The sequence below is a fragment of the Agrobacterium sp. CMT1 genome (assembly GCF_037203725.1).
In the GTDB taxonomy this organism is placed as follows: domain Bacteria; phylum Pseudomonadota; class Alphaproteobacteria; order Rhizobiales; family Rhizobiaceae; genus Agrobacterium; species Agrobacterium pusense.
Map to the genome: position 1 here is coordinate 40173 of NZ_JBBCAR010000007.1, position 26311 is coordinate 66483.

General features: G+C 56.7%; 30 protein-coding genes. 11 read left to right on the forward strand and 19 right to left on the reverse strand.

Translation table 11 applies throughout. The features are described 5' to 3' along the window. Positions 1–233 precede the first annotated feature (233 nt). From WA845_RS08830 to WA845_RS08850, 5 genes are all read right to left on the reverse strand, one after another. Entirely contained in the window at positions 234–725 is a 492-nt protein-coding gene (locus WA845_RS08830) for a DUF4142 domain-containing protein (RefSeq protein WP_006697884.1), read from the reverse strand. Positions 726–754: 29 nt separating this feature from the next. Then, positions 755–952, reverse strand: a complete 198-nt coding sequence (locus tag WA845_RS08835; protein ID WP_128636256.1) for a hypothetical protein — start codon at positions 950–952, stop codon at positions 755–757. Positions 953–970: 18 nt separating this feature from the next. Beyond that, positions 971–1123, reverse strand: coding sequence for a hypothetical protein (locus WA845_RS08840; RefSeq protein WP_004446089.1), 153 nt, complete (start codon positions 1121–1123; stop codon positions 971–973). Positions 1124–1265: 142 nt separating this feature from the next. Continuing rightward, positions 1266–1970: an anti-sigma factor gene (locus tag WA845_RS08845; protein WP_006697883.1), complete on the reverse strand. Its 705-nt coding sequence runs from the start codon at positions 1968–1970 to the stop codon at positions 1266–1268. Then, entirely contained in the window at positions 1967–2512 is a 546-nt protein-coding gene (locus tag WA845_RS08850) for a sigma-70 family RNA polymerase sigma factor (protein WP_006697882.1), read from the reverse strand. The genes WA845_RS08845 and WA845_RS08850 overlap by 4 nt, the downstream gene beginning before the upstream one ends. Positions 2513–2709: 197 nt before the next feature. On the opposite strand from WA845_RS08850, the gene WA845_RS08855 reads away from it, so the two are divergent. Further along, positions 2710–3498: a DUF4394 domain-containing protein gene (locus WA845_RS08855; protein WP_006697881.1), complete on the forward strand. Its 789-nt coding sequence runs from the start codon at positions 2710–2712 to the stop codon at positions 3496–3498. 95 nt (positions 3499–3593) lie between these two features. Continuing rightward, positions 3594–3980: an aconitase family protein gene (locus WA845_RS08860; protein WP_369250030.1), complete on the forward strand. Its 387-nt coding sequence runs from the start codon at positions 3594–3596 to the stop codon at positions 3978–3980. A 599-nt stretch (positions 3981–4579) separates the two neighbouring features. On the opposite strand, the gene WA845_RS08865 is transcribed toward WA845_RS08860, so the two are convergent. From WA845_RS08865 to WA845_RS08880, 4 genes are all read right to left on the reverse strand, one after another. Next, a complete protein-coding gene (locus tag WA845_RS08865) occupies positions 4580–5131 on the reverse strand; it encodes a hypothetical protein (protein WP_337322295.1) in 552 nt (183 codons plus the stop codon). A gap of 107 nt (positions 5132–5238) precedes the next feature. Next, positions 5239–5886, reverse strand: coding sequence for a response regulator (locus tag WA845_RS08870; RefSeq protein ID WP_004446078.1), 648 nt, complete (start codon positions 5884–5886; stop codon positions 5239–5241). Further along, positions 5883–7253, reverse strand: a complete 1371-nt coding sequence (locus WA845_RS08875; RefSeq protein ID WP_051634459.1) for a sensor histidine kinase — start codon at positions 7251–7253, stop codon at positions 5883–5885. Before WA845_RS08875 ends, WA845_RS08870 begins: the two co-directional genes overlap by 4 nt. A 183-nt stretch (positions 7254–7436) precedes the next feature. Continuing rightward, positions 7437–7832, reverse strand: a complete 396-nt coding sequence (locus WA845_RS08880; protein WP_004446075.1) for a DUF1236 domain-containing protein — start codon at positions 7830–7832, stop codon at positions 7437–7439. A gap of 168 nt (positions 7833–8000) precedes the next feature. On the opposite strand from WA845_RS08880, the gene WA845_RS08885 reads away from it, so the two are divergent. Beyond that, positions 8001–8306: a DUF1236 domain-containing protein gene (locus tag WA845_RS08885; RefSeq protein WP_034497513.1), complete on the forward strand. Its 306-nt coding sequence runs from the start codon at positions 8001–8003 to the stop codon at positions 8304–8306. 226 nt (positions 8307–8532) lie between these two features. Then, positions 8533–9150 carry a BA14K family protein gene (locus WA845_RS08890; protein WP_112556353.1) on the forward strand — a complete coding sequence of 206 codons (618 nt, stop codon included), beginning with the start codon at positions 8533–8535 and terminating at the stop codon, positions 9148–9150. 368 nt (positions 9151–9518) lie between these two features. On the opposite strand, the gene WA845_RS08895 is transcribed toward WA845_RS08890, so the two are convergent. The 5 genes from WA845_RS08895 to WA845_RS08915 all read right to left on the reverse strand — a co-directional run bounded on the left by WA845_RS08895 (position 9519) and on the right by WA845_RS08915 (position 15798). Further along, positions 9519–11828 carry a GAF domain-containing protein gene (locus tag WA845_RS08895; RefSeq protein WP_174151357.1) on the reverse strand — a complete coding sequence of 770 codons (2310 nt, stop codon included), beginning with the start codon at positions 11826–11828 and terminating at the stop codon, positions 9519–9521. A 26-nt stretch (positions 11829–11854) separates the two neighbouring features. Beyond that, positions 11855–12280, reverse strand: coding sequence for a response regulator (locus WA845_RS08900; RefSeq protein WP_006697874.1), 426 nt, complete (start codon positions 12278–12280; stop codon positions 11855–11857). A gap of 11 nt (positions 12281–12291) precedes the next feature. Beyond that, complete coding sequence (locus WA845_RS08905) at positions 12292–13401, reverse strand: PAS domain-containing protein (protein ID WP_006697873.1); 1110 nt, start codon at positions 13399–13401, stop codon at positions 12292–12294. Positions 13402–13627: 226 nt separating this feature from the next. After that, positions 13628–15007, reverse strand: a complete 1380-nt coding sequence (locus WA845_RS08910) for an enoyl ACP reductase FabMG family protein (protein WP_112556351.1) — start codon at positions 15005–15007, stop codon at positions 13628–13630. A gap of 503 nt (positions 15008–15510) precedes the next feature. After that, positions 15511–15798 (reverse strand): P-type ATPase, encoded by a 288-nt coding sequence (locus tag WA845_RS08915; RefSeq protein ID WP_162719277.1) that lies wholly within the window; start codon positions 15796–15798, stop codon positions 15511–15513. Positions 15799–16157: 359 nt separating this feature from the next. Between WA845_RS08915 and WA845_RS08920 the strand changes: the two genes are divergently transcribed. Beyond that, positions 16158–16982, forward strand: coding sequence for a universal stress protein (locus WA845_RS08920; RefSeq protein ID WP_162719276.1), 825 nt, complete (start codon positions 16158–16160; stop codon positions 16980–16982). 72 nt (positions 16983–17054) lie between these two features. On the opposite strand, the gene WA845_RS08925 is transcribed toward WA845_RS08920, so the two are convergent. Next, complete coding sequence (locus tag WA845_RS08925; RefSeq protein ID WP_044459044.1) at positions 17055–17981, reverse strand: LysR family transcriptional regulator; 927 nt, start codon at positions 17979–17981, stop codon at positions 17055–17057. A 123-nt stretch (positions 17982–18104) separates the two neighbouring features. On the opposite strand from WA845_RS08925, the gene WA845_RS08930 reads away from it, so the two are divergent. Beyond that, positions 18105–18461: an antibiotic biosynthesis monooxygenase gene (locus WA845_RS08930; protein WP_004446047.1), complete on the forward strand. Its 357-nt coding sequence runs from the start codon at positions 18105–18107 to the stop codon at positions 18459–18461. A gap of 67 nt (positions 18462–18528) precedes the next feature. After that, positions 18529–19674 (forward strand): MFS transporter, encoded by a 1146-nt coding sequence (locus WA845_RS08935; RefSeq protein WP_174151356.1) that lies wholly within the window; start codon positions 18529–18531, stop codon positions 19672–19674. Positions 19675–19762: 88 nt separating this feature from the next. Here the strand turns inward: WA845_RS08935 and WA845_RS08940 are convergent, their stop codons facing one another. Next, positions 19763–20347 carry a pyridoxamine 5'-phosphate oxidase family protein gene (locus WA845_RS08940; protein ID WP_006697866.1) on the reverse strand — a complete coding sequence of 195 codons (585 nt, stop codon included), beginning with the start codon at positions 20345–20347 and terminating at the stop codon, positions 19763–19765. Between the two features lie 34 nt (positions 20348–20381). Next, the gene (locus WA845_RS08945) at positions 20382–21353 is read right to left on the reverse strand and encodes an MBL fold metallo-hydrolase (RefSeq protein ID WP_112556341.1); all 972 of its coding nucleotides are present in this window, start codon (positions 21351–21353) and stop codon (positions 20382–20384) included. Between the two features lie 124 nt (positions 21354–21477). Between WA845_RS08945 and WA845_RS08950 the strand changes: the two genes are divergently transcribed. Further along, positions 21478–22374 (forward strand): LysR family transcriptional regulator, encoded by an 897-nt coding sequence (locus tag WA845_RS08950; protein ID WP_022563188.1) that lies wholly within the window; start codon positions 21478–21480, stop codon positions 22372–22374. A gap of 67 nt (positions 22375–22441) precedes the next feature. Here the strand turns inward: WA845_RS08950 and WA845_RS08955 are convergent, their stop codons facing one another. Further along, positions 22442–22816 (reverse strand): VOC family protein, encoded by a 375-nt coding sequence (locus WA845_RS08955; protein WP_112556339.1) that lies wholly within the window; start codon positions 22814–22816, stop codon positions 22442–22444. Positions 22817–22855: 39 nt separating this feature from the next. Then, the gene (locus tag WA845_RS08960; RefSeq protein WP_162719275.1) at positions 22856–23662 is read right to left on the reverse strand and encodes an AraC family transcriptional regulator; all 807 of its coding nucleotides are present in this window, start codon (positions 23660–23662) and stop codon (positions 22856–22858) included. A 193-nt stretch (positions 23663–23855) separates the two neighbouring features. On the opposite strand from WA845_RS08960, the gene WA845_RS08965 reads away from it, so the two are divergent. The 3 genes from WA845_RS08965 to WA845_RS08975 are packed head-to-tail and all read left to right on the forward strand — an operon-like array spanning position 23856 to position 26310. Then, positions 23856–24107 carry a hypothetical protein gene (locus WA845_RS08965; RefSeq protein ID WP_337322296.1) on the forward strand — a complete coding sequence of 84 codons (252 nt, stop codon included), beginning with the start codon at positions 23856–23858 and terminating at the stop codon, positions 24105–24107. Continuing rightward, the gene (locus WA845_RS08970; protein ID WP_174151355.1) at positions 24104–26107 is read left to right on the forward strand and encodes an FUSC family protein; all 2004 of its coding nucleotides are present in this window, start codon (positions 24104–24106) and stop codon (positions 26105–26107) included. The genes WA845_RS08965 and WA845_RS08970 overlap by 4 nt, the downstream gene beginning before the upstream one ends. Then, positions 26104–26310 carry a DUF1656 domain-containing protein gene (locus tag WA845_RS08975; protein WP_112556335.1) on the forward strand — a complete coding sequence of 69 codons (207 nt, stop codon included), beginning with the start codon at positions 26104–26106 and terminating at the stop codon, positions 26308–26310. The genes WA845_RS08970 and WA845_RS08975 overlap by 4 nt, the downstream gene beginning before the upstream one ends. Position 26311: the final 1 nt, after the last annotated feature.

Consider the following 26311-nt stretch of genomic DNA (forward strand, 5'->3'; position numbering starts at 1 on the left):
CGCGCGCCTGCGCCTCGTCAGAGAGTTATATATACTAACCCGATGAAAAGTTACGTATTAAATCGTCGCGGTGGCATAGGGTGGATTAGATCAAATATCTTCATCGATCGGCCGGTGTAACGTAAGTACGGTTGCCGGCCGGGCGCAGACAAGCTGGGTCAACATAGCTCGCCGCTGAATTGTCGATGGTGATCCAAATTCCGAATGTTGAGCTGGAGTGGATCCGGTCGCTTTCACGGATTTGTCAGGCCCTGAACACGCACATTATAGGTTCGTACGGTGCCACGCTGATTTTCAGCGTATGCACGTAGCGAGCCTGCAATTCCGGTTTTGATGAAGGCTTCGAACATCGTCTTTGCATCTTCAAGGACCGAAACCTGCGTCGAGAGGTAAGCCTGGTCAAACTCACTTTGTGAAGCGGTTTCTAAAGCTCTCATCTTCTCGGCATATTCGGCGCTCAGGTCCGTCGGGACCGAGGTACCATCCTTTTTAGCAGCATCGGCGAGATCGACGAGCGCTTTCTCATGGTCGCGCATGATGTCATTAGCGAACATTTTCGTCGCGTCATCCTGCGCGCTTCTAAGCGCCAGCCTGCTCGCCTCCACCTCAAACTGATTGAAGGAAGCCGCCTCGGCAGTGAAGTCCGCGGGTGATTGCGCGTTCGAGAAAGCGGGCATTAACATCGAAAGACACAGAGCGGCGCAGCAGGCATGGAATGGCTTCATGTTAAACTCTCCCTCAATGACTATTGTGGTCAGGGCGTCGTGTTCTGGCTGCCCGGCAGCGCATTCCTATCAGCAGGCCCCGCAGGTGCTTGGTCTTCCGTCTGCCCCCTGTCTGGTGAATTTGACGGTGCTGTATCCGGAGTCGTCCTGACGAAGTAGACGGCCACGATCATCGCGAGAGCCACAGCCGCAGCCCCTACCACGGGCCATATGGTTCTATAGTTCATATCAGTCTCCGCTTCCGGTTACTTTCCGTCGTAAAGCTTATGAACCTTGCGAGCTTGTTCTTGTTGCTCCTTGGCGGATAACCTGCGCTGACGCAGCAGGACATAAACGACCACGGCACCCAGCAGCAATGGGCCTCCAGCGACAACAACCAGCCAAAATACATCCGCCATAATCCGTCCTGTCAGTTCATGAGGTTGGTGCCACGACGAACCACAGACCAGGGCCAATGTTCCTGGAAATTTGGAAAGCAAGCAGATGGGACAAAAATCGCCTGTCGGATGAGGCGCTGAAGCAACGCTCAGACGGTGGATTTCATCGCGGAAATTTCGCCAGCCCTTTGGCCAAGATCGGTCCGGTCGGTCTGCCTGTCGGCGATCCTCCCGCTTGTTCGAGCGTGATCTCGTATAGCTGGTTGTCACGCGGGGTGGGCAATGCGGGTCCATCAAGGCGAGCCGAGCGAACGCCTTTCAGCAATCCGAGCGAAACAGGCCCAATTTCTCGAGACGGAAGCGTCCATACCTCTATCGTCTTATCGTTCGGCACCGCAAAGTCGGCCAGTATACGGATCATCGCCCGTTCATCGCCAAAGTCCTCGACAACCGCCTGAATATCTCCAGCCTCATTGATCAAAACGGCGACGACAAGCGGCTCCGCCTTGTGAATGAGGCTGTATCCAAGACCGATGGCAAGCAACAATGCGGCGGCAATTGACGAAAGCGCAGCGATCTTCCAGCCTTTGCTGTTATTGTCATTCGCGCGCGTGGAAACAGACATGTAGCGGGTCACAGGCTGCGAAGTCAGCCCAGATTCAATGCGATGCCACAGGCTCTCGTTGACGGTTGCCGGTGTGATAGCGGTGTCGAGCGGCAGGAAACGCTCACGGCTTGCAGCAATCGCGGCCTTGAGTTCGGAATCTCGTTCCATGGCGTCCTCGATTTCCGCGGCGGCCGTGCTTTCGGTCAAGCCCAACACATACTCGTCAGCGAGGTTCGGTATATCCTTGCGGCCGTAGATCATCCCATGCACTCCCGAAGCGTCAGAAGCCCACGCCTGATCCAGGATTTCGCTGTGCCAAGTGGAATGCGCAGCCTTCCGGCGATCTCGCCGTGAGAATAGCCTCCAACATAGGCCATCAGAATACCGCGCCGCTTTGTCTCATCGAGCGATCCCAGGCATTCGTGCAGGCGCGATTGTGTGTCCAGACGGTGCCACGCACCCATGATCGCGTCTGCCTGTTCGGCTTCCTGAAGCGCTTCTACCTCTTCGACGGAATGTTCAAGTTTGCCATCCCGCAGGAGATTGAGCGCTCTGTTTCGAACAATGGCATAAATCCATCCGCGCGCGGAGCCACGGTCCGCACTGTATTGATAAGCGTGGGTCCATATTCGGATAAAGGCTTCCTGCACGACCTCTTCGGCAAGTTCGCGACGTCCAACGATGCGTTGCGCCACGGCGACCAACCGCCCAGCCTCCTGATCGAAAATTCGGCGTAATGCCGAACGATCACCCTTAGCGCAGGCAGCAAGCGCCTTATCCAGATCGTCCGGCCCGGAACCCATTAATATCCTTCCATGATCCAGCGGTGAAAATCGTCAGCTTTCACGAACTATACCCATCCGGCGATCAAATGGATGCATCCTGAGAATTATTTTTACGACCTGCATCCATTCGCCTCCCTTGCGGTGTCTTCGATGATGAAGGGTCAAACGCCGAGTGCCTGACGCCTTCTCGAATGTTGAACGCACGGGAGAAAGACATGAAGACCATCCTTTTCGCACTGACCGCCTCCGCCGCCTTTGCTGCCATGGCATCGACAGCCTTTTCGGCACCCGTTCTCGGGCTGACGAGTGACAAAACACTTGTCATGTTCGATACCGCGAAGCCCGCCGTTACAAGGACCATGGAAGTAACTGGCGTCGATAAGCTCGTCGGTATTGATTACCGCCCCGCCAACAAGACAGTGATCGGTGTTACCCCGGACCATCGTATCGTTACCATCAACCTTGAAAGCGGTGCTGCCACGGATCTCGCAAAAATGGACAAGACGCTGACGGTGACACAGGCTCCGATCGTCGTCGATTTCAATCCGGTGGCTGATCGTCTTCGTTTCATGACTGGTACCACCAACCACCGTGTCCATCCTGACACCGGTGCAGTGACGGTCGACGGTGTCCTGGCCTTCGAAGATGGTGACATGCACAAGGGCGAGACGCCGAACATTGTCGCAGCCGCCTATACCAACTCCATCGGCAAGCCCGAAAAGACCGCAATGTACAATATCGATGCGACGATTGGCGCCTTGATCCAGCAGACCAAGCCGAATGACGGCACTTTGAAAGCAATTGGCAAGCTGGGTCTCAAAGATACGCCAGCCACCTATGCTTTTGACATTCAGGGCACGGAAGCCGGAAAGAACACTGCCTATCTCGCTGCAAACAAAATGCTCTACACCGTCAATCTCGACACCGGCAACGCTACCGAAGTAGGCGCTATCACCGGCACGGACAACGAAGTCCGCGACATCGCTGTTCTTCCCGAAATGTGACACAGGAAGACGGGCGGAGGCCGATGACCAGCAATCTGCCTCCGTCCGATTTACTCTTCGAGTAATCAGGCCTCAATTGTCCTTGCGAGCTCGACCTGTCAACGGTCGAGCCGAGCCTTGCAGGTTTTTGCCGACCTCAGGACAAGATCCAGGTCTGCGGCACTCGCGATGCAATCCTCAACATGCGAGAAGTGCTGGCCATTTTTGTCGAGAGTAGCCCGAATCATGGCGCAGTTGCGATCGCCGCAATTACCAGCTGTACAAATACTTCGTATCCCCCGTTTGCTAATTGCCGCCGGCTTGCGCGCCTGGAAAGTGACGGAGCTTGGCATTCGACCTGCGGCATGGGTCAAGGCCTCACTGGTGCCAGGCTCGCTTACCGCGGAGCGATATCTCCGCCGCGCGGGCTTCCTGCCGATCTGGAAGCTTTGGGCTTGGGGGTGGTGCGAATGTCACCCGCACCGTGCGAGGATCGGCTTTGAGGAAAAAGGCCTCCTTCCGTTCCAGTCGAATAAGTCCCACCCAAATTTGGGCACTAAGTCCCAATCGATGAACCCCTCCGCATAATGAGTGTTGATTGTTTGGAAGTTGTCGCTCGAGGAACTCCAGCCGGAAACGATCCGGAGAACTCGACACAAGCCAATCATGGGCGCATTTCGCGCCCGGCGTCTAGGATACGCAATCGATCGCACAGCATCTGATTGCAGAACGTAAAGAGGATAAGATGGACCAGAGCTTACGACCTGAGCCTTACACCGTTGAGCAACTTCAACAAAAATACTCTCTGAGCATTTCGAAGGCAGTCGACATTCTGGATCACTGTAACGGAGACAGGGCCCTGATCGACAAAATGTTGAAGAGATGCCACCAGAAGCAGCTCGATGCTCATCCGAAAAGCGATACGGACGGGAGCTGCTGACGCTTACTTTTGAGACGACGTTGCTTTTTTGGTCGCGCTGAGCCAGCGGGAAAGTGCAGGGTTTCTTCACTTTGTTTTACGCGCGGCTCTTGTGCAACCATCACGTCAGTCGCTTTCAGACGGCGATTATTTCAGAACAAGCGGGTTCAAGACTACCCCAGGTCAGTTCTCAACCGAGCCAAACTCTGGCAGCCTGCGCAGAGATAATTGGTTCGCGTCCATTCCGGCAGGACGGCAGATATGGAGATCGGAGTGCGTACAAGAAGAAACATGCTTAAGTACCTCTTCACCTTTCCCATGGTCGGACGGCCCGTGGTTGCGTTGATCGCTGTCCAATTCTTGCAGGCCGCTGGTGTTCGGGTTGCTGTCGCTCAAGGCAATGGCGGCGGCAACGGTAACGGGAATGAAGGCGGTAATGGCGGAGGGAACAACGGCGGCGGCAACGGTAACGGGAATAACGGCGGTAATGGCGGAGGAAACAACGGCGGCGGCAATGGAAACGGAAATGGCGGTAACAGCGGCGGAAACGGAAGCGCAAACGGTGGCGGCAACGGCAACGGCGGCAGCAATGATGGCGGACATGGAAATGGAGGTGGCAAAGGGAACGGAAACGAGAGCGGAAGCGGGAAAGCACCAGATCCTGGAGCAGCCGGAAATTCCGGTCAGAACCGGGCTGGCGTTCAGCAGTCTGGCCAGGCTCTCGAAGTGCGCCACGCCAATGGCATCACCGAGACTTTACGAAAAGGCCGGTATTCGATGCGCGACAATAAGGGCCGTGTCATCGTTGATCGGCTTGCGACGGTCAAGGATCGTTCAAGGTTTCAGGGCTCACGCTGAGCAGAGATACGATCTCTCCAAAGAAGTGCCGCCTCCGTGCGATTGCTGACCTTTAACTTGGCAAAAATCCTTGTCACGTGATGCTTCACCGTTTTCTCGTGGAGACCCAGTTTGCGGGCGACAAGCTTGTTGCTCATTCCGATGGCGATGAGGTCCATGACTTGCCGCTCTCTTCTGCTCAGATCCTGACGCTGCTCGATCAGTTCCGATGCGGCCTTTCTTTCAGCCAGCAACTTGGCGCCCAGTTCGGGTGGAATGTAACGCCCGCCGTCTGCGATGGTCCGCAGCATCTGTACCAGCTCACGAGAGCCGACACCTTTCAAGGCGTATCCCGCCGCGCCCGACTGGATTGCTGTCTGAAGATCATCCACGCTCTCAGATGCTGTGAGAATGAGAATTCGAATGGACGGAGACAGGCTCAATATGGATTTGATCGCCGCTAGGCCGTTGCCGGGCATTGAGATATCCAGAAGGATGATGTCCGGCGCTAATCTGGTCGCAAGGGCTAGTGCGTCGTCGGCGTTTTCTCCTTCACCCAGGACGTCGAAACCACACTCTTTCAGGCTCTGCGATACACCCGAGCGAAACATCGGGTGATCATCAACGATGACGACCTTTATATTTTCTGTCATGGATCGCTCACATCGACGGTGTTCAGTCTCATGGTGAGGTGCGTTCCGCGTGCCGATGTCTGCACTTCGAAACGGCCTCCCAGACTTTCAATTCTTTCTTTAAGGCCTGACAACCCGATGCAATCGGGTCCAATCTCGTCGAACGAAAAACCACTGCCGCCGTCTGAAACAGTAGCGACGATCTCTGTTCCTTCCTGTCGGAGTGACACGCATTGATTTGTTGATGCTGCGTGGCGCCAACCGTTGTTCAGACCCTCCTGGACGAACCGATAAGCGCAGATTTTAACGGGAACTCCGACTTGCGCGTTCACATCCTCAATTGAGGTCGTTATTCGCGTACCAGCACGGGACTGATGATGTTCAACTGCCCGACCAACAACGTCTTCGATGGGCAGATTTTCTATATCTGGCAAAACAAGGCCGCGGCAGATGTTGCGGATATCCCGGATAGCTTCATCCAGACTGGCCTTGATTGATGTCGTCTCGGATTCTCGCTCATTCCGACTTGTCTGGTCACTGACGAGCTTCTCGCTGTCCACCCGAAGTGCTGCGTAGGCGATGAGCTGTGCAGGCCCATCGTGCAGATCGGCACCGATCTTGCGCAACAGCCGCTCGTTCAAGGCCACCGTGCGCTGCGATCCTTTCTGCACGCGACGCGCCAGGTCCTCGATCTCACGCAGTTGATGCCGGATCATCCTGCTGCCCTTGAGCACAATTGTGGAAAGAACGGCGAAAAATGCAGAGGCAACCGCGATGACGACGATCCAGCTCTTCCAGCGCGCTCGCGCCAGGCTTTTCTCAAGATCCGTTGCCCGCTCATAAAACTCTGCGACGGCAACCACCTCTCCGGACCATGGCTGCAAGACGGGATTATATATCTCCAGGAGGGGTTCCCCGAGCGCTCGCTCCGCGTCGCTCTCCGGGTCTCCTGCCTCTTCGAAATTTGCGACGAGCTCGCCGGCGAACGCTTTTGTCCTGTTTTCGCCAGGCGGCACGACCATGTTCATCAGCCGCTTGTCGTTCGAGTAGATAATGGTTCCGTCTTTCGTCCACAGCCGGAAGGAAACCAGTCGTCTGCCCAGTGCACCCTGTCCCAGAGTTTCATCCAGCGTTCGTTCGATGGAATCGTCGAGTTTTGTCGCGCGGGTAAGATCCGGTAGGATAGGTGCAATGATGCTGTCGACGTAAAGCGCGGTTGTCGAGCCTGCATTCCTTGTTACAGTCTCAACAATCTGATCTGTCACCAGCAATCCAATCAAAACCGTCGCACCCAACGTAACAAGACCGCCGGCGAGGAAAAACTGTTGGGCGAGTGACAATGAGCCCAAGGTCTTCGATGAAAGACGAGTGATTGTGCGACCTGACATAGTGACACGCGTGCCTGTGACTTTGCCGCCGAGGGTCAGCCCAGCGAACTTCAGACAAAAGTAAATTATGATCTCGAGGACGGAAAGCGAAGCCTGAAGGCATGAAGATTTTTATTTCTGAAAATACTAATTTATTCCCCTAGGAAAAGGCCTGCCGGGAAGAAAACCCGGCAGGCAATGCCATCAGTTGATAACCTGCACGACTTTGCGCGTGGTCGGTTCAACGATTACTCGCTGCTTGTTGACGATGGCATAAGAATATTTCGGTTCGTCCGGAACCTGATGAATGACCACAGTCGAAGGAAGCGGCTCGCCCACAACGACCTTTTCCTTCACGACAACTGTCTCGGCCGGCATCGGAGCCTCCCGAACATAGGTAACGACGCGCGGGGGCGGCGGATCGATAGCTGTGCCTGCGACGGCGCCCACGACGCCACCAACGGCTGCGCCGACCGGGCCGCCTACGATTGCCCCGGTAATCGCGCCGCCAGCGGCGCCGGTTACAGTCGATTCCTGAGCCTGAGCTCCGCCGGCGACCAGTATTGCGAACGTCAGGAAAGAAAGCTGTTTCATCTGCATGGGTGTTCCTCCTTCGGGCAGAATTTCTACAGCCAAACAATATTTTTCGATCTGCATCAGTTCCGGGCATAGGACTTTGTGCCCTGTCTGGAACACTTTCCGCGCAATTTGCTTGAAATCCCACCTGCAACCGCAGGCAAAAAGCAACACTTGCCAAGGTGGAATGATATGAAAACCCGAGTCCTCGCAATGACGGCTGCAATGATCGTTATGGGCACGTCGAGCGTTCTGCACGCGCAGACCGTCGTGATCAGCCCGGAACAGGAAGTTGTGATCCAGAAATACGTGACTGCGCACACGGTCACCTCAGTGGATGTGCCAAATGTCGATGTCGTGGTTGGCACTGCCCTTCCGGAAACGGTGGAGCTGCACAGGATTGATGCACCGGATGTGACCTACAGCTACGTCGTCGTTAACGGAAAGACCGCGATCGTCGATCCCGGCACCCGCAAGGTCATCAGGATCATGAACTAAGCCGGTAACCCGGGCGATCGATGGAGGCGAGATGTCAAGTCGTCGTTCATCGATCCTGCAGGCTGTAAGATCATCGACGTTCTTTCGATCTGACAGCTTTCCCGGCCACTCAGCGTTGGTCGCGGTGGCGCGACCAACAATTTGATCGGCTACCCGTGTGCCGAGCGGCACGAAATTTTCCGTCCTGCTGCTCTGGCGATATTTCGATGCTTTTTAGTGATGCGCCATGCAAAACGTTATCGTCGGCTCCCTACTGTTTCTCTGCTCATTACCCGTTGTTGGCGGTGGAATGAGGATTGCATCCGATCTCAGGTCACAGTCCCAGCCACCTGTCATTCTTGATGTAAATGAGGAGCCGTTGTGGACCACGCAGGTCAAGCGTGTTGATCCAAATGAGCAAGCCTATGAGCGTTTACCGGCTGACGTTGATGAGGCGCTCCTCGCTTCCAATGATGTCCCGCGAAGCAAGCCATCCATAGAAGATAGCGGTCTACCGCTTGGAAAAGCGACTCAGATTGATGTTGCGGAGCACAAATCAGATGAATGGTGCTCCCGCAAATACCGGTCTTATGTGAAGGCCGATAAAAGTTACCAACCCTTCAGTGGCGGGCCACGCAGGCGCTGCGTCCCACCGATAGATCTGGTCGAGACGGAGAAGCGACCACAAATTGCCTCGCTGAACGACGACCATGTTGCCTGGTGTATGAGCCGGTATCGGTCTTACCAGCCTGAGGACAATTCTTATCAGCCGTTTTCAGGTCCGAGGAGAAAGTGCCAATCTGGTCTAGAAACGCCAGATCAACGCTACCGGACAACTCTACTCGCCCAACAGGTTCCCAATTAGACAGACGACCTCTGCCGTCCTCGATGGCGGCTCTTTCAGTAGGCCAGCCAGCCAAGAAATTGCCAATACTCCAACATCATTGTCTGAATTCCATTGGTTGTCTCCTTCCCCTCGCCGTTGCGTGCTGTCATGAGGGCGTATTGAGGAGGAGGGAATGCCGATGCGCCGGGCGAAGGCCACGCTGAAAGTGCTTGCTGAGCCAAATTGGCGCTGTTCGGCTACATCCTTAACTGCAGGTTCAGCGCTAAACTAGCAGGTATTTCACCGGTGAGCCCTGGTGCTGACAGTTGCAGTCGGCAGCCATGGACGGTCGGTCGAAAACTGGTTTGCCGATCATGGTTGCCCCTCACTATGGCTTCGGCTCGATGTCACTGCTCAAGCTGTGAAACCAGCGCCTGCATGGTCACGCGCAGTCCGTCAGGATCGTAATTGATCTCGACGCCCCCGGTTCCCAGAAGGCCCATGCGGATCAGCTTCGATCCAAACCCTTTTGCCGACGGCAGTTCCACCGGCGGGCCGTCCTGTTCGTTCCACTCCACAACAACCATGCCATCCCCACCGATGGGCTCAACCCTCCAGGTCACGATGACCTTTCCACCGTCGCTCGACCACGCGCCATATTTCAGAGCGTTGGTGCCGAGTTCGTGCATGAGAAGGCCAAGGCTGAGCGCAGTCCGCGGCCCGATTTCAAGGTCGGAACCTGACAGACGGTAACGATCCGGAAGAGAGAGTTGTCGAAGCGCGGTATCGATCACGGTCATCATACGCGCCGATGACCAGTCGTGAGTGAGCAGTACTTCATGCGCCTTTGAAAGTGCGTGCAGCCTGCTGACAAACGCTTCGACGGGCGCTCTGTCGGTGACGGGCCGAAGGGTCTGGGTCGCAATTGCCTGAACCATCGCCATCGTGTTCTTCAGCCGATGGCTTATCTCATGGTTGAGAACCTGCTGTTCCTCTTCCGCACGTATCCGCGATATTGCTTCGCGGGTGCGATCGGCAATCGTCCGCACGAAATCCCGTTCTTCTGAAGAAAATTCGTGCGGCTTTTCGTAATGCACAAACATGACGCCGACGAAAGCGCCCCGCTCAAGAATAGGGACGTTGACGAGGACGGAGATGCCCAGCGAGTTCAAAAGCTCCGCTGACGCCGAGGTTCTTGGATCGGCCGCAACGTCAGCTATGATGACCAGTTCGCCACGCTTGAGGTCTTCAATATAGGAACCGTAATCGCGAAATTGATGCTGGCCGGCAACGGTGAACATTCCGGGCGCGCGCCAGTCAGGCAGCATCTCCACGGTCTCGGCGATCGGATCGACGATGCCATAACCGGCTCGCGTTGCCCCTTGCAGGTTTCGAGCCATGATTTCCGCTGCTGCGAAAGCGACCTCGGCGACCGAGTCGAGTTCGCGGATCTTTTCGCCCAGCTCCAGAAAAGCGAGCTGCCGGTCTTCCGACAGCTTTTGGGCTGTCGCGTTTCTCGCAACCTTGATGAAGCCGGAAAGATGGGATGAGGAGTGATTGGGCATCGGGCGTATGGTGCCGTCAAGAAAAACCCGCGTACCATCGGCGGCAAGATGCCATCGGCGATCAAGTGCAACACCGTCGCGGCCCGCCGTTTCGATCTCAAACTGCGGAATATTCGCCGCCCGATCTTCCTGTGTAAAAATTTCTTCGAACGGTCTGCCGAGCATCTGCGCTTCCGACCAGCCGAAAGTCTCCTCCGCGCCGCCGAACCAGCTGGTGATGCGTTGGTTTTCATCAAGCGTCAGGATGATGTAATCCTTGGCGCCTTCGACGATCAGTCGCAGCTTCGTCTCGCTGTTGCGTAGCGCCTCCACCGCCTGCATCCGATCGGTAACGTCAACGAAGATGATGACGAATTTATCGTTGCCAGTCGCCTGGACATAGCCATCGAACCAGCGATTCAGGGAGCGAATCTTGCGAGTGAAACGCTTGCTTTGCCTAGTCTCCATCGCTTCGGCGACATCGGAAATCCATTCTTCCTCGAAGTCGGGGAAGACATCCCGCATTGTTCGGCCCGGGACGCCATCTCCGGGCAAGCCAAGGAGAACACTCCAGGCCGGGTTGATTGTATCAAACCGCCAGTCGATGATCGACCCTTCAAGATCGCGGATCACGGAGCCGACGACGATGCCTTCTTCTAGCTGTTGAAAGAGTGTTCCCCATCGACGCTCGGAGAGGAAGGTCGCAATCTGATTGGAGACGACGCGCCCGATCCGGCTCAGCAACTCCAGCTCGCTTTCGGTCCAGTTTCGCGGCTCTCCGTCGATTGCCGCGAGCGCACCGATTACCAGGCCATCCGGCATCGTGACCGGAACACCCATGTATGAAATCACGCCGAGATCGGTGATGGCCAGATTGTCCCTGACGAGGTCGTGGAGTGTCGCATCCCCGATAATGAGGGGTATCTTGTCGCGAACCACGTGCTGGCAGAAGGAATGCGTCAGCGGCGTTTCTGCCGCCTCGGCCCATTTTTCCGGAAGGCCCAGATGGGCGATGAAGACCTGCCGGTGCTCATCAAGAATGGAAATCAGTGCCACTGGAGATTTCAGCCCGGCTTTGACAACCTCGATAATATCCTGGAATTCGGATTGGCCCTGAACATCAAGCAAACCAGAATTGCGAACGGCTTCAATGCGTTCAGATGGTGAGTTCAAGGTCAATCCCTAATCACGGATGCGTTTCACGCCGACATAGCAGCGAGCAAACGGGGTGATAAAACGAGGCTTGGAGGCGCGGTGACGGACTGGTGCTCACCGTTCACAATGGTGTCGATGAATTCCAGCGCATTTTGCAGTCCGTTCATGGTGTAAGGTTTTTCGATCGCACCAAGGGCGCCCGCAAAATCCTCAGGAATCCGCTTCAGATTTCCGGAAACGAAGACATAGGGAATTGAACGGGACGCAAGATGACGGCCGACGTCGATACCCGTGGGACCGTCCAGCAACTGAATATCCACAAAGGCGAACTGTGGCGAGGACTTTTCGATCAAGGATAAAGCCTGCTTGCTTTCGGCGGCGACGCCGACGATCTCGTGCCCGGCCTCTTCGACCTCGCTCTCAAGCTCCATAGCCAGCAAAGCCTCGTCTTCAACAATCAAGATTTTCACGCGATATCCTTTCAGTCTTTTACAGAGAGCGTGACCCGCACGTCAGTACGGCGACCATCGACGGTCCTTACGATCGTTGCACGCAACTGCTTTAGTGACGCTTCCAGCATCTTCTTGCTGAAGGCGGCTTGTTCGCTATCCACTTCCACCGGGACAACGGTGTCAACGACCCGAATGAGGAAGTGACCGTTGAGTCGCTTCACTTCCAGATGCAGTTCACCACCGCCTTCTTTCAGTCCCCGGCCAATCGCGTCTCCAATGAGTTCGTTGATGATCAAGGCCAGAGGAGATGCCTTGGTTGCTGGAACCACGACCTCGTGAAGGTCTGTCGTGAGACTGATATCGGTCCGTTTCAAGGCACCGATCTTGTCCAGCATCAGGGTGTTGGCGAAATCCGCCACGTCGAAATGGCCAACATCCTCATCGTTCAGAAGTTTGCGCTGAACGGTGCTCAGTGCTTCGACGCGGTTCAGCACGGACATCAGTGTCCGCTCGACGACCTCGTTGTCTGTCATTCGCGCCTGGAGCTTGACGATGGAAGCGATCGTCAGAAGATTGTTTTTCACGCGGTGGTCGACCTCATGGACGAGCGCCGTTTTTGCGCGCAAGGCCTCGGTCAGATCGGCCGTTCTAAGCGCTACTTCTTCCTCGGCAATGTGCCGGGCGCGGGCGAGTTCGGCTTCCTTACTCTTGATATTGGTGAAGTCGAGCTGCGAGGCGAAAAAGTAGATCACGGCTCCGGACACGTCGCGCACCGGGCTTACGAAAAGTGCATTCCAAAATTTGGATCCATCTTTCCTGTAGTTGAGGATATCGACGGCAATGTCTTTTTGCGATGCAACGGCGTCACGAAGTTTGGTGACTGCGTCCGGATCGGTCTGTGGTCCCTGAAGGAGTCGGCAGTTGCGTCCAATTAGCTCGCCAACCTCGTAGCCGGTGAGGGTGCAGAACGCCTTGTTGCAGAAAATGATGGGATTGTCTGGCTGCCGTGGGTCCGTAATCAGCATCGGCATGCGGGTGGCCTTGAATGCGGCCGCAAACGGATCTTCTGATGCATGCGCTGACACAAGACGCTCACCGGCGTCTTTGGCGTCCTGCCGGGAGTTCTGGTTGTCGATCATTCAGCGCCCTGAGAATTGTACGCCGATGAAATGGGCCACTTCCGATTTTGTTCCAATGTCGCGGAAAAAAGAGCTTCGGCCCTTCTTGGATGCTCCAACGGACTCGCTTCTTATGACGCCTGCGACAAGCTGCAAGTACACGGGACCAATTGGAGGGGCGTTCCCCTGGCGGGATTTGTCGCTCCAGGCCAAGACACCTGGTTTCCAAGCCAGGTTGGGGACGCCGTCACGCCATCTCAGGATGCGGGGATGCCGTCCCCTGAGCGACGAGCGGCGCAGAAGACTTAGAATGCGGGTGGGAAGCGTTAAGTCGCCGGGCAACAATATCGTGGTTGAGCCAAAGGACGGGACCCGCGGGTTCAGACGATTCGCCAAAGATCAGTTGCCCTGTTGCAGTCACAACGAGACTGCTCAGGAGATCACTAATCATCGTCTTGCCATCCCGATGCATCCGGGTGATCTCGTTTGACGTGCCGATGGTCAAATCGGCCTGTGCCTGGCTGTTTGCCATGGGCCATGCCGAAAAATCATAGAATGGACGCATGACCTCGCTGGCCTGCATGTCGGTGATCTTCCGGAAAACATCGTTCATGGTTAAGCCGTCCATGAGTAGCTGCTCGCAGGCCTGCCATTGTTCGTCGGCCCATTCGCTCCCGTTTTCCTTCTTCAACGCAAGCAGCAGTGGTATCAGGGGCAGCTCGATACCGGTGAACACGTCGGACGAATTGGTCCGGATTTCAGGGCAGTTGTAGACGGTTGCCTTAATGCCTTTCGCCCAGGCATCCTCGGCGATGCCTTCGAGACGCATCTTCGCATATCCCTGGGTGTAGTTGGTATAGGTTTGCCAACGATAGCTCCCATCGATCAAGACCGCCGATCCGTGATAACCATAGGCCGTATATCGCACTTGTCCGCCCGAGGCTTCGATGCGCTCGCGGATCGCTGTGCTAAAGTCGATGAGATGGCGAAAGGTGTTCGCAGAAACATCGTCAAAATTCTGCAGAATGAGCTTTCCCATATCGCTGTCGAGCAGCGTCTGAGAAGACATGTGGCGGGGGCCAGTTCCCTTGTAGATTCGATTGGCGACGACCAGGAATGTCTTCGCCTTCGGAATGCCGCCGGCCATTGTGTGGGCGAAGAAAACATTGCGGCCATTAGCGATCATTCCGTCTAGAGCGGTCATGACCTTTGACAGCGATGCCTTGAAACGCGCAGTGGCAATGTCTCGACATTGCTCCAGATAGTCCCAGTCGAGCCTGTCGTGTTCCCAGCTCTCAAGCGTCATCTTTGCCAGAAGATCGGTTGGAGTCGGGCCGTCTGCCGGCGCATCGAGATCGAAACCCGCCATAAGCGGTATGTTGATGATCCTACCGCCCAACTGGGCCTCCGCAGAAGACAATTCCTCGGCGTCGAGCGGCCGCAGGGCGTTATTCTCGTCGCGCCGTCCGACGGTGATCCCCACAATCTCCATTCCAGCCCGTCTGGCTTCGTCTAGCAGGCCGGTGGCGTACCCGCGACCGAACAATTCGCCGAAGAGTACGAAAACATCGCCCTTACGGAAGATCGTGTTTTCGGAAAGACGATTCAACGCAACCGGATTTTCCATATTGTCAACTCTTTGCTTCGCGTTTCGTCGAGCAGGTGCCCATACGATCTGAGCAAGACATGACCGCATAGTTCGCCGATGGGAACTCATTTTCGGTGACTGCTCATTTCAAAACGTGAAGAGCCGCGCAATCCGAAAACACCTCGGGATTACATCCGCCTTTCGCCGCGGTTGCTTCAGTACGAATTAGCGACAGCAGTGCCGGCGAAGAGTTGGGCATCATACCCATATTGCCGGTTTTCTATACGCAGACAGATTTTCGCTAAGCGGTTTCAGCGCGTTATTTCTCGGCGGCCGCCAACCTGCTCTTTTCACGAGCACTCGGAAGCGCCGTCTATAAACGGCTGTCCTTGACACAATCGAATTACAGGCGACCGGCCAGTTCCCTTGCACGTTGCTCTCGATCACCTGGACCGATTTTGGCGCGGCCGTATATTCGCCTGGCGAATGATGAATGAAAAAAACATTCATTTGATAAATCAGGCCGAGGCCGGAATAATACTTTATGAGCCAACGTGGCCAAGGCGGCTCATCCCATCGACGGGGACAAGGTCGCCACGGCGTACGACGAGGACATCGCCCGTGTCGATTTCCTCAATTGAAACTTCCTCGATGTGATTACCGTTTCGCCGGTTGGCTTTCCTGGGGGCTCGCGACAGGAGGGCGGTCATCTCGCGTCTGGCGCGTCCTTCAGCTGCATGCTCAAGATATTGCCCGCCGGAATACATGAGCGCCACGACGGCCCCCGCCATGTATTCGCCAAAAACAAGCGCGCCGGTCATCGATATCATGGCGATCAGGTCGAGCCCGAGTTCACCCGCGCGGAGACTTTTCAGGATTTGAAAAACCAGAGTGACGAGAACCGGAATTGTCCCGGCGATCAGCGCGAATTTGAGAGTCCGATAAGATTGCCGTATTGTGCCCCGACGCCTACCGCGAGCCCGAGGATTGGGAAGATTGGCAATAGCATCCGGATTATTCTTGTCGTTTCATACGGAAGCATGTGCGACCTTCTGACGATTGCTCGACATTGAACAGGTATTTTACATATATTAAAAATTGCATTCGAAAAAGATATCCACCTTAAGACTTGATATGTAGGAGTTGTCGAAAGAGCGGTTGAGCAGGATGCCAGGGGCGGAGGGCGGCAGTGACAGACCTAGCTATTTTACACGTATGCAGTCCCAATATTGGCGAAGCCCAAATATTGTCCGTGGTAAACGCCACGAAGGCCCTCTGCGGATATCTTTCCGTTTTTGTCATTGGAACATCCGCCGTTCCTCCCATCGGAGCACACGTCAGCAATGTCTCTGTTCCCTGGATGAACGAACGGCAAAGGGACCAAGCGCAGATTGATAAGACGGTGCGGGAACTCGAAGGTTTCCTGGCTGGCACGGGTATTCCCTACAATGTGGAAAGTGCCTATACGGAAGTGTTCAGCGTTGATAACGAGGTTGATCGAAGGGCGAGACTAGCCGATCTTGTCATGATCGGTGCCGATCTTCTCGGCGATCAAAACACCTTGGAGGCCGTTCTTGACGGTGCCTGGTTTCATGCCGACGTGCCTGTGCTGTTCGACCCCGCAGCATCGCTGGTTTTCGACAATCCGACTGTAATGATTGCCTGGCAGGAAACCGCGGAGGCGTCTTCTGCGGTGAGGGCCAGCGTGCCCCTTCTGAAGCTCGCCGGGTCGGTCCACATTGTCATCGTTGACGATAACCGCGATCTACGCGATCCGGCGCCAGGCTTATTATCCTATCTTTCTTCTCGCGGCGTCGAAAACCTGTCAGCACAAGTCGTGCCGCGCAATGATCGCTTGGTGTCTCACGTTTTAGATGATCACGCCGAGAGAGTAGGTGCGAATCTTGTGGTGATGGGAGCCTATGGCCACGCAAGACTTCGGGAATGGGTGTTCGGCGGGGTCACGCGTTCCGTTGTCCAGCATCTGACAAGGCCGACATTTATGGCCCGCTAACCGGCGCGGGCGTCGCTGGAGCCTGCCCCGCTCGGTCCATGCCCGGCGGAAACAGCGGGGTGGCGGAAACCTCTAGCCAGCTTTTTGCCCGTTGACATGAGCTGCAGTCCTTTCCGGCACGAAAAGATTATCAGCCATGAAGTCAACGAACACGCGGATTTTTGGCGATAGATAACGGCTTGTCGGCCAAAGGACGCGGAAAACACCCGCTTCTGCTGTGAAGTCTTGGAGTATCGAGACCAGCGTGCCTTGTTCGATCTGTTGAGCCACGGCGAAGTGTGGCAGGCAGGTTATGCCAAAGCCGTTTTCTGCGAGGTGGATAAGCGGTTCAAGCGTGCTGGCCACCGTCGTCGTCGGCAGCGCGATGCGCAGATCTTTGCCGCTTCTGGCCAGCGGCCATGGCTCCAGTTTGCCCGAGTTGGCAAATCGGTGGTGCATGCAGCGATGACTTGACAGGTCCTCGGGAACGAGCGGGATGCCTTCTCTCTCCAGATAGGCAGGCGAGGCGACTATCCGGTGTCGGAAAGAACCAAGTTTGCGGCTCATCAGCCGCGTGTCGCGCACCTCGCCAGTGCGGACAACGGCATCGAAACCTTCTTCTATCACGTCAACCAGTCGGTCGGTAAAATCGAGATCCAGCGTGATGTCGGGATATGCTTTCATGAATGCGGATATTGCCGGCATAAGCAGCATTCCCGTCAGCGGAAAACTCACGCGCAACAGGCCATGAGGTTCGCTGTGGGACCTTGAAAGCTGCGCCTGCGCCCTGTCCAGCTCAGACAGAACGCGCCGACAGGTATCGAGAAAAAAGCTCCCTTCCTCCGTCAGCGTCATGCTGCGGGTCGAGCGATGGAAAAGCCGTACTCCCATCTCCTGCTCAAGCCGCGCAATGGCCTTGCCAACGGCGGAGCTGGAGAGACCCAGCCTTTGAGAGGCTGCAACGAAGCTGCCGCCTTCCGCCGCCTGAACGAAAATACTCAGCGTCCCAAGCTTATCCATATCGTTCCCATTAAGGAATATTCTTCCGCTCTGATTGGAATACGCGACTGTTTATCGCTTATCGCTCGGCCGATATCCAGTGGGACCCGACAATGGGTACCGATTTTCACGAAAGGAAAGCATATGGACAGCACATTCACCGCCGGATTTGCCATCGCCCCGGAGCCGACAACTTTCATCGTCAATGTCATTCATGCCCATCCGGGCAAGCAGGATGAAGCGTTTCAAATCATTCAGGACGTGGTCCACTACGTGGCAGAACGAAAGCCCGGATTTCTGTGGAGCAATCTTGCAAAGAGCACTGACGGGCTGACCGTGGTCAATATCGAAGCAATTCAGGGGGCGGGCAACGTAGACGAATTCTTTTCAGATCCGGTTTTCGTTGAAAAATTCCGTAAGCTCGACACCGTCTCCACCAGTGAATTCCATACATACTCTGTCGGCGATCTCGTTTTGCCCAAATTGGGCAAGACGGGCTGACACCATGTCACATTCGTTCCCGGACAACCGCAAAACAGCCGCAGGATCAGATGGCAATCGATTGCCGATGGCGGCGCTGCTTGCCCTTGCCACGGCTGGCTTCATAACCATTTTGACGGAGGCCCTGCCAGCAGGGCTTCTTCCACAAATGAGCACGGACCTTGGCGTCAGCCCCGCTGTTGTCGGCCAACTCATCACGGTTTACGCCATCGGGTCTCTGGTGGCGGCCATTCCGCTCACCGCAGCCACCCAGCGGTTTCGCCGCAAACCACTTCTCCTCTGCGCCATTGCCGGTTTTGCCGTGGCCAATACGATAACATCCGTCACGGACAGTTTTGGCATCCTGCTGATGGCGCGATTTTTTGCCGGCGTATCCGCAGGCCTGCTTTGGGCGATGGTTGCCGGTTACGCGGCGCGCATGGTTCCGGATGAGCTGAAGGGGCGCGCCATCGCTGTCGCGATGGTCGGTACGCCGCTGGCCCTGTCACTGGGTATTCCCGCCGGGACGCTGATAGGGTCCGAGATCGGTTGGCGAAGTACGTTTTCGGCCATGACCGCGCTCACCGTGGTTTTGATCGGCTGGGTGTTGGTGAAGGTGCCCGATTATCCGGGCATCACGATCAACGAACGGATCACGATCGGCGGAGCGTTGGCAACAGGTGGGATCAAGTCTGTCTTGATGGTGACGTTGCTGTTCGTCCTGGCGCACAACATCCTCTATACCTACATCGCCCCGCTCGTGTCTCCTGCGGAATTAACTCAGAAGCTCGACGTTGTTCTGCTGTTGTTCGGGGTAACGGCCATCGCAGGGATTGGTATTGTCGGCTATCTGATCGGGCGCTGGCTGCGCGAACTTGTGCTGGCAAGCATCATGCTCTTCGCTGGCGCCGCCTTGATCTTCGGCCTTGGAGGAAACGTGCCTGAATTCTTCTGGCTGGCAACCGGTGTATGGGGATTGGCTTTCGGTGGCGCAGCCACACTGTTTCAGACCGCTGCCGCCAAAACCTCGGGAAAGGCGTCGGAGGTAGCGCAAGCCATGATCGTGACCGCCTGGAACCTTGCGATTGCGGGCGGCGGCATCATTGGTGGCCTGTTGCTCGAACACTCCGGCATCAACTGGCTCGCCTGGTCGGTTTTGGCGCTACTGTCTCTCGCTTTTGTTATTGCTTACCTGGAAAAGGAGAGGGCATTTCCGTCGAAGCAGTCTACTTGATGACAGACGTGAGCCGAATGCGGACATGATTTCCGCAAACGGCTCACATCGTTCCTAAAGCCGTCATCGCGGACGCCTCGGACCAATTTCACGGCGCCGCGCCTGATGCCTGTCGCCATCGTTGCAGCTCAGCAAGTGTAAAGCGCGGCGTTATGTGCTGGGGGCAGTTCCAGTCGAAAGCTTCCACGCCGATGAGGACAAGACGTTCCACCCGAGCGGAATAGTCTGGCATGGTCAGCCTCTCCGCCAGCGACGGATCATCTGCTGCGTCGATGATCCGGATGCGTCCAAAAATTTTCAGGCGTTGCCGGTGTGCGTAGTCCATCAGGAACAGTGACACACGGTCATTTGCCGTCACATTACCTGTCGTAATGTATTGCCGGTTGCCGCGAAAATCTCCAAAGCCCAGGAGTGCCGGCTCGAGAACGGTGAGAAAACCGGCTGGTCCGCCCCTGTACTGGACGTAAGGCCAGCCCGTTTCCGAGACACTGGCAAGATAAAAACCGTCACGCTCCCCAATGAAGCCTGCCTCTGCGGGGCTAAGGCGCTGGCCCCGGGTCGTTTCATCCACGCCACCGCGCGCGGCAATCCGCGCCCATTGCTCCGCGCTTCCATACTTATCCTGCGCGGCCGCGACGGAAGGAGTCGTGGCAATATCGAGATATCTGCTCATTTTCCATCTGCCTTTCCAGAGGCCTGAACCGGCCTCAGTCTTGCAAAGCCCAGTCCGCAACCTGCCAGCGGATTTGTCCCCGATCGGCAACGACGTGGCCCAGCCCCGGGAACGGCATGTGCGTCGCCGCTATGAGTGTGCCTTCCGAAGCAGCGCGGGGAAAGAAGCGGTCGCGCATTGCCTTGGCCGCTGCCCGGTCCTGTTCGAACAGAAAGAACACGTCAGTCGCTGCCGGATGTACGACCGGGAAGATCATGTCTGAAACCATGATAAGGCTCTTTCCCTCATCTTCCACGCGAACACCGATATGGCCGGGTGTATGGCCGGTCAGGTCGACAATCGAGACGCCCCGCTCGATTTCGCGCTCCCCGTCGATCGCCTGAAGTCTGGGGTAGAGACGCACGACCTCTTCCGCCATCTGAAAGCTGGTCTGAAGGTAATCCGGTGCGCCACTACGCTTGGCCGGGTCGGTCCAATGCTTGACGTCGCGTCGATCGATATAGACTTCCGCGTGCGGATAGTTGTTCCTGCCGCCGGCGATCAGGCCGCCCATGTGGTCCTGATGCATATGCGTCACGATCACCGCGTCAATCTGATCAAGCCGCAGACCGAGCCTGGCGAGGGCCTGCGGCAGGTTGCCGGTTTGCCCGATGGAGCCCGCTGCGCCGGCATCAATCAGGATGCGGCGTTGGCCATCATCGACGAGATACTGATTGAACAGAAATCGCACTCCGCTTGGCCTGGCGGTGAACTGGGCGGCAGCCGCCTGTTCCACCTCGGCCGGATCCCGCCCCGGGAAGAAGTTGTAGGGCATATCCGCATAACCATCCGTCAGCGCCGTCACCGTAAAGCGGCCGATGCGGATCTGCGCCAGCGGGGTTACGCTGGCCAGCGTCGCGACCGGTTCCGGCGTTGCGGCGATGGCCTGCGCACTATGGATCAGTCCTCCCCCGAGGAGGCCAAAAGGAAGGGCGCTGGCAAAGGCACGACGCGAAAGATCGGGCATGATGTCTTTCTCCTTATTGTGGCAATGGGGGAAGATCCCCGACGTCATGAAAGCTAGGATATCCAAAACCGATAGGGTATCCTGCGATTTCAGGAGATTACCTCTCAATTTATGGAAGGATGGAATGGATCGGTTCGAAGCGATGTCAGTGCTGCTCGCGGTGGTCGATGCCGGCAGCCTCTCAGCCGGCGCACGGCGATTGCAGGCGCCGCTCGCCACGGTCAGCCGCAAGGTCGCCGACCTCGAAAAGCATCTTGGAGCCCGTCTGGTACTGCGTACCCGCCGCGGGCTGACCTTGACGGAGGAAGGGCGAAATTACGTCGCCGCTTCCCGGCGTATTCTGGGGGAACTGGACGCGGCTGAGCGGCAGGCAAGCGGCGATTACGGCGCGCTGCGCGGAGGGCTGCATATGACGGCTCCGATCGCGTTCGGGGAGCGCCACGTTCTGCCCATAGTGCTCGGATTCCTGAGGGAACAACCCGAAATCGACATGCGGCTGACGCTGACGGACCGTCAGATAAGTCTGGCGGATGAACCCGTTGACGTAGCGCTGCGTATCGGCCATCTGGCCGATAGCGCGCTGATCGCAACCCGTGTCGGTTCGGTCCGTCGGGTCGTCTGCGCCAGTCCTGACTATATCGCCCGGCGAGGCGTTCCGCTTGATCCCGATGACCTCGCCCGGCACGACGGTATAAGCTTCCAGGGCTTCGCGACCGCGCCCGAAGTTCGTTACCGCCGCGACGGGACGACCTTCAATGTCGAACCCCGCCCCAGGCTTGCGGTCAACACGACAGAGGCCGCAATTCAGGCAGCCATGTCCGGTATTGGCATCATCCGGGTGCTCTCCTACCAGGTCGCCGATCAACTGCGTTCCGGCGCCTTACAGGAAATTTTGACCGAGTTCGCACCTGAACCGCTGCCTGTTAATGTCATTCATGGGCCGGCCGAGCCCTTGTCGATGAAAGTGCGGTGCTTTCTCGACTGGCTCACACCCCGCCTGCGCGAACGGATGGCTCAATGAGTTCCGCTCCGGACCCACGGCCGATTTGCTTCATTTCTGTAGCCGACCGAGCGCAAGGTTGCCTGCCTCATGTCGTCGGAGGCGTCCGAGCGGTCAGTTTATTTCCATCGGGATCGCGAAGATATGCGACGAACGCGCCGTTCGGACGCGCCGTCGGCGGGCTCTCGATTGCCGTGCCGCCATGCGCGACGCCGGCGGCATGCCAGGCTAAAACATGATCGGGGGTCGCCGCCGCAATACCGATCGTTCCGCCGTTGGCGGCAGTCGCCGGCTTGCCATCGATCGGTTTCGTGATCATGAGCCGCCCACCCGCATGGGCGTAAATCAGTCGGCCTCTTGCATCCATTTCGCCGGGCTTGCCGCCCAGTGCGACAAAGACGGCATCGTAGAATTTCCTGGCCCGCTCCAGGTCGTTGCTGCCGATCATGATGTGGGTGAACATGTTTTATCTCCTCTCAGGTGTTGCGGTGTTTTCTGACATTCAGCGGTCGAAATTTCCCAGATATCGGGCAGGTGATGTGCCAAGCGCTTTCTTGAACATGGTTATGAACGCAGACACGGATTGATATCCAAGATCGCCCGAAACCTGCTGCACCGTTGCCCCCGCGGCAAGGCTTCGGATCGCGACAATCACCTGCAATTGTTGTCGCCAGCGGCCGAAGGTCAGGCCCGTCTCGTTTTGGACGAGGCGGGCAAGCGAATTCTCGCTCATCGCCATTCGTTTTGCCCATTGTGCCATCGTACTACGGTCGGATGGATCTTCCGCCAGTTCCGATGCAATGCGTGCAAGCCGGGGCTCATCCGTCAGCGGCAGATGAAGATGCTCAACCGGCATCCGCGACAAGGCCGACAGAAGCAGCGTTGCCATGACTTCCGAGTCAGCAGTCGCCACTGCGGACTGGTCGGCCATCTCGATGATCAACTCTCTGACGAGCGGGGACAGGGAAAGCGTGCAGCACCGGTTCGGCAGATCGGCGGCCCCCGGCTCGATGAACAGGAAGAACAAACGCGCGTTGGCGGTCGCCACGTTGCTGTGACGCATGCCTCCTGGAACCCAGACGCCACAATGAGGCGGAACCATCCACATGCCGCTTGGGACGCGGCATGTCACGCCTCCCCGCAGAGGCATGACAAGCTGGCCCTTGCGGTGCTGGTGTTCCGGAGCCTCGCGTTCGTTCTGCGACACGTCGATCCTCACAGCGCGAACGCGCGACGAGGAGCTTTCGAGATCATGGTCGGCGAGGGCGCCGGACAGGGATATCGACGTCTGGTGGTATTTAGTGATCATTAGAGAGAATATCTAAATTCTTCTTCCGGTTTTGTCGATAGGGTCATCCGGAAAGATGCTGGAGAAGAAGATTATGGCACTTCAAAAATACGACGACCGCTGGTGGTCGGATATTATCCGGACTGAAATTCGTCTTCCCCTGAAAGGACCTCGCAGGTTCTGCGTCCTTCTCCCGTTACGACCGGGAGCAAGGTTGGCCCGCGCTACGGTGCTGAAAAAGATGACAGACGGGCTCGTTTCGAAAGCCCGAGCGCTCGTTGCCCGCCATCTACCGGCCATGTCGCCCGGTGAGTCCGCCGACCCGGCCGAAGCCTATCTGCACGCCTGCCTCGCCGTACCCTTCTTTTGTTATGTGTCGCCAGCGACTTATGGCCTCGCAGACGAGATCACCAGCAATAAACAAGGCATCGAGCGCAGCGCCCCTGGGCCGGAGGATGCGGTGTGAGCAGCCGGCCAGTTGTCACCAGCGGGAATGTCATCTTTTCGCTGAAATCATTCCTTGCGGCCATGCTGGCATATCTTGTTGCCATCAGCTTCGATTTGAACCGACCGTCCTGGGCAGTTGCAACCGTCTATATTGTCGCTCATCCCCTCTCCGGTGCGATATCGTCGAAATCGGTATATCGGCTTCTGGGCACGGTCATCGGCGGCGGTGCGACGATCCTCATGGTCCCGAACCTTGTGAACGAACCGATATTGCTTTCCGGCGTGATCATCGTATGGGTCTCCGGGTGCACCTTTGTCAGTCGTCTTGATCGCACACCACGCAGTTATGTTTTCCTGTTAGCCGGCTATACCGTTCTTCTCGCAGGACTGCCGCTCGTCAACGCCCCGGCAAACACCTTCGATATTGTCGTTTCCCGCACCGAAGAGATCGGGCTCGCGATCATATGCGCGTCGATTGTCAGTCACGTTGTTTTTCCGGTTCACGTGGGGACAGCGCTTCTCAACCGGATCGATGGATGGATGGCCAGGGCGCAGAAGCTTTTCGAAGTCACCGCAACCGGCAAAATGGACGAAACCCAAAATCGGATGGAACGCCACGCCCTGGCGGGGGAGGCGGCCGATCTGCGGTCGTTCGCGGTGCATCTTCAGTATGACGGATCCAGATACCGAAGCAGAGTGGCGCTGGTGAAGTCGCTGCAGCACCGAATGGTTTCTTTCCTGCCCCTACTGAGCGAACTGGAGGATTTGCGACGATCGCTGGGGAGGTTGGACCCTGCCGGCCGGGACAAGGCATCGGCGATAGTCGCGGAGGCGGATTCGCGTCCGGGAGGCTCCTTCTCCACGATCGATGCGCTTGCCTTCCCCGCCTCGCTGCCGACATGGGAAAAACTCCTCCTTGTCAATTTTACCCGAGACTTGCGGACTTTTTCCCGGCTCTCTGACGAGTGCCTTACTCTTCGAAAATCCATTGAAGATGAAAACGGAGCAAGAGGCGCCCGCGCGCCCGACAGAGCGCCCGCACCGCATCGCGATATCGGAATGGCGTGGCTGTCGTCGGTAGCGGTTGCAGTATGCCTCGTAACATCGCTCTTCTTCTGGATCGTCACCGGCTGGTCCGACGGAGTTACCTTCGCCCAGATATCTGGCGTCCTTTGCTGTCTCCTTGCCACCATGGACGACCCGGTTCCTGCCATGCGCAAGTTTGTTAATGTGACGATCGGTGCAGCCATTGCAGCATTCGTCTACGGCTTTGCAGTCCTTCCGGTAATCGACGGGTTTGCATCGCTCTCTGCTGCTTTGGGGCTGTTTCTGATACCGGCGGGCATATGTCTTGCAGTGCCTTCACTCGCCATTGTCGGCATGGGGCTTTGCATAAACTTTCCCCTTCTTCTCACCCTTCACGCATATCCCGCGACAGACTTCGTCACATTCGTGAATGCCGCGGGGGCGACCATACTCGCAATGGTCTGGACGATCGCGGTTTGCGGCCTCTTTCGATCCGTGCGAGTTGAGACAAATGCGAGAAGGCTTCTTTCTGTTGTCCGGAAACATGTCGCGAACATCGCCGTTGGTAAACAAACCGACATTCTCGCCGCCCATTATCGCATGATTGACGTTGCCGGCCTGTTCGCCTCAAGACTGGCGAAACTGCCTCCGGTGTCGGAGGTCGGCGGCTATGACCCGTTAAGGGATATCCGGGCAGGGCTGCATCTGATTGCAATGCAGGAGCTTTTACCCAAGGTTTCGAACGGTATTCACCTTGCTGCACAACCGGTCTTTCAGGCGGTCACAATTCTATACCGCGGCCGTGCCGGTAAAGGTGGAAAAATCCTGGAAAGCGCCGTCCGGGCGCTGGATGATCTGATCCTTTCTCCTGCGGCCATCACCGTGATGGATAACGAACTTCTGCTGCGCGCCGCTGCTCTTCGCCTGTGCATTGCTCCGGACGCTGACGCGCCCGTTCCCCAGATACCCGGGTCTTGGAGGAAAGCCGCTTGAAGGAACAGCTCGATCTCCATGGCATTTTTCTGCCCTCGTTCGCAGCGCTCGCATTGTTTGCGTATGCAGGATTTCGTCTTCTCACATCACTTCTCGAAAAGATGGGATTTTACCGGATGGTATGGCACCGCTCCCTGTTCAACCTTGCGCTTTACATTACCCTTGTCGGCGGATTTTCTGCCGCTATCGACTGGTTTCCATGAT

Excerpts from the sequence above, each read along its gene's own strand:
- WA845_RS08830 (WP_006697884.1), bottom strand. The coding sequence starts at position 725 with ATGAAGCCATTCCATGCCTGCTGCGCCGCTCTGTGTCTTTCGATGTTA.
- WA845_RS08835 (WP_128636256.1), bottom strand. The coding sequence starts at position 952 with ATGAACTATAGAACCATATGGCCCGTGGTAGGGGCTGCGGCTGTGGCT.
- WA845_RS08840 (WP_004446089.1), bottom strand. The coding sequence starts at position 1,123 with ATGGCGGATGTATTTTGGCTGGTTGTTGTCGCTGGAGGCCCATTGCTG.
- WA845_RS08845 (WP_006697883.1), bottom strand. The coding sequence starts at position 1,970 with ATGATCTACGGCCGCAAGGATATACCGAACCTCGCTGACGAGTATGTG.
- WA845_RS08850 (WP_006697882.1), bottom strand. The coding sequence starts at position 2,512 with ATGGGTTCCGGGCCGGACGATCTGGATAAGGCGCTTGCTGCCTGCGCT.
- WA845_RS08855 (WP_006697881.1), top strand. The coding sequence starts at position 2,710 with ATGAAGACCATCCTTTTCGCACTGACCGCCTCCGCCGCCTTTGCTGCC.
- WA845_RS08870 (WP_004446078.1), bottom strand. The coding sequence starts at position 5,886 with ATGACAGAAAATATAAAGGTCGTCATCGTTGATGATCACCCGATGTTT.
- WA845_RS08875 (WP_051634459.1), bottom strand. The coding sequence starts at position 7,253 with ATGTCAGGTCGCACAATCACTCGTCTTTCATCGAAGACCTTGGGCTCA.
- WA845_RS08880 (WP_004446075.1), bottom strand. The coding sequence starts at position 7,832 with ATGCAGATGAAACAGCTTTCTTTCCTGACGTTCGCAATACTGGTCGCC.
- WA845_RS08885 (WP_034497513.1), top strand. The coding sequence starts at position 8,001 with ATGAAAACCCGAGTCCTCGCAATGACGGCTGCAATGATCGTTATGGGC.
- WA845_RS08890 (WP_112556353.1), top strand. The coding sequence starts at position 8,533 with ATGCAAAACGTTATCGTCGGCTCCCTACTGTTTCTCTGCTCATTACCC.
- WA845_RS08905 (WP_006697873.1), bottom strand. The coding sequence starts at position 13,401 with ATGATCGACAACCAGAACTCCCGGCAGGACGCCAAAGACGCCGGTGAG.
- WA845_RS08910 (WP_112556351.1), bottom strand. The coding sequence starts at position 15,007 with ATGGAAAATCCGGTTGCGTTGAATCGTCTTTCCGAAAACACGATCTTC.
- WA845_RS08915 (WP_162719277.1), bottom strand. The coding sequence starts at position 15,798 with ATGATATCGATGACCGGCGCGCTTGTTTTTGGCGAATACATGGCGGGG.
- WA845_RS08925 (WP_044459044.1), bottom strand. The coding sequence starts at position 17,981 with ATGGATAAGCTTGGGACGCTGAGTATTTTCGTTCAGGCGGCGGAAGGC.
- WA845_RS08930 (WP_004446047.1), top strand. The coding sequence starts at position 18,105 with ATGGACAGCACATTCACCGCCGGATTTGCCATCGCCCCGGAGCCGACA.
- WA845_RS08935 (WP_174151356.1), top strand. The coding sequence starts at position 18,529 with ATGGCGGCGCTGCTTGCCCTTGCCACGGCTGGCTTCATAACCATTTTG.
- WA845_RS08940 (WP_006697866.1), bottom strand. The coding sequence starts at position 20,347 with ATGAGCAGATATCTCGATATTGCCACGACTCCTTCCGTCGCGGCCGCG.
- WA845_RS08945 (WP_112556341.1), bottom strand. The coding sequence starts at position 21,353 with ATGCCCGATCTTTCGCGTCGTGCCTTTGCCAGCGCCCTTCCTTTTGGC.
- WA845_RS08950 (WP_022563188.1), top strand. The coding sequence starts at position 21,478 with ATGGATCGGTTCGAAGCGATGTCAGTGCTGCTCGCGGTGGTCGATGCC.
- WA845_RS08955 (WP_112556339.1), bottom strand. The coding sequence starts at position 22,816 with ATGTTCACCCACATCATGATCGGCAGCAACGACCTGGAGCGGGCCAGG.
- WA845_RS08960 (WP_162719275.1), bottom strand. The coding sequence starts at position 23,662 with ATGATCACTAAATACCACCAGACGTCGATATCCCTGTCCGGCGCCCTC.